A 1,756-nucleotide genomic window follows, 5' to 3' on the forward strand; every position below is an offset into this window, starting at 1 on the left:
GTCAGAAACTGGTGGCCGACAACGCACCGCTGCCGATTCGTTAAGTTTTATGGGGCCGCCCCCCGGCCCCAGTACCCACATTACAGAGTGATATACATGATGAAACTGGATCTTTCAGGCAAAGTCGCCGTCGTCAGCGGCTCCACCTCCGGCATCGGCTTGGGCATCGCGCGCGGACTCGCCAAAACGGGCGCCACCGTGGTGATCGTCGGCCGTCAAAAAACCGGGGTCGATAACGCTATCGCCGACATCAGCGCCAACGTGCCCGGCGCGCAAGTGCGCGGCGTGGTCGCCGATCTCGGCACGGAACAAGGGGCAGAAACCCTGTTCGCCGCGGAGCCTAAAGCTGACGTGCTGATCAACAACCTGGGCATTTTCAACGATAAAGACTTCTTTACCGTGCCCGACAGCGAGTGGATGCACTTCTATAACGTCAACGTCCTCTCGGGCGTGCGTCTGGCGCGCCACTACGCGCAGAACATGACCGAACAGGGCTGGGGACGCATTATTTTCGTGTCGTCCGAATCCGGCGTCGCCATCCCGGCGGACATGATCAACTACGGCGTGACCAAAAGCGCCAACCTGGCGGTGTCTCACGGCCTGGCGAAACGCCTCGCCGGCACCGGCGTGACGGTCAACGCCATCCTGCCAGGGCCAACCTTTACCGAAGGCCTGCAGGAGATGCTGGCGGAAGCGGCGGCCAAATCCGGGCGCAGCGCGCGCGATCAGGCCGACGAGTTCGTTAAAACCGAACGCCCAAGCTCCATTATTCAGCGCGCGGCGGACGTCGATGAAGTGGCCAACCTGGCCGTTTACCTTGCGTCCCCGCTGTCTTCGGCCACTACCGGCGCGGCGCTGCGCGTCGACGGCGGCGTCGTCGACACCCTGGCAATGTAATTCCGTACCCTAAACCGATATCAAGAGAGAACGAAAATGGCTAATACATCCGTATCTATGAACATCCCGGCATCCGCCGACACCGTATGGCAACTGATCGGCGGCTTCGACGCCCTGCCTGACTGGCTGCCGTTCATCCCGAAAAGCGTCATTTCGGAAGGCGGCCGCGTGCGTACCTTAACCACCGCCGACGGCGGCACCGTCATCGAGCGGCTGGAAGCGTTCGACAACCGTCAACGCAGCTACAGCTACTCCATCATGCAGGCGCCGTTCCCGGTGGTGAATTACCTGTCCACCCTGTCAGTGCACGCCACCGACGACGCCAACGTGGCGCGCGTGGAATGGTCGGGCAGCTTCACGCCGGTCAACATCAGCGACGACGAGGCCGTCGCCCTGTTCAGCGGCATCTACCAGGGCGGCCTGGATGCGCTGAGCGGCAACTTCCCGCGCTAACGCCGGTATGCTCAAGCGCTCGCGGCCGATGGTGAAAGCCATTGGCCGTTTTTTTGTCTTTAGCTCTGGAGCAGGATAAATCCGCCAGCGCCGTTTATGCTGTAAAGGAGACTTCCGTTTGAGGAGATGGCCGTGCGCCCTTTCAGCCTGAAGACTATCGACCATGTGGTGCTGCGCGTGCGCGATATGCAGAAAAGCCTGCATTTTTATACCCAGATCGTCGGCTGTGATATCGCCAAACAGCGGCCGGATTTGGGGCTGATGCACCTGCGCGCCGGAGCGGCCATGATCGATCTGGTGGATATTAACGGCGTGTTGGGGAAAAAAGGCGGCGCGGCGCCCGATCGTCACCGGCAAAATGTCGATCACGTCTGCCTGCGCATCGATCCTTTCAACGAGGACGAGC

Annotated in this window: 3 protein-coding genes; all 3 read left to right on the forward strand. The window is 61.0% G+C overall.

All coding sequences use genetic code 11. The features are described from left to right. Positions 1–99 precede the first annotated feature (99 nt). Positions 100–897, forward strand: a complete 798-nt coding sequence (locus ADK28_RS06325; RefSeq protein ID WP_028127812.1) for an SDR family NAD(P)-dependent oxidoreductase — start codon at positions 100–102, stop codon at positions 895–897. 36 nt (positions 898–933) lie between these two features. After that, positions 934–1,350 (forward strand): SRPBCC family protein, encoded by a 417-nt coding sequence (locus ADK28_RS06330; protein WP_028127813.1) that lies wholly within the window; start codon positions 934–936, stop codon positions 1,348–1,350. A gap of 126 nt (positions 1,351–1,476) precedes the next feature. Continuing rightward, the coding region (locus ADK28_RS06335) for a VOC family protein (RefSeq protein WP_053093508.1) at positions 1,477–1,756 on the forward strand (280 nt) is incomplete at its 3' end.

Source organism: Serratia sp. 506_PEND, assembly GCF_001076875.1.
Classification (GTDB): domain Bacteria; phylum Pseudomonadota; class Gammaproteobacteria; order Enterobacterales; family Enterobacteriaceae; genus Serratia; species Serratia marcescens.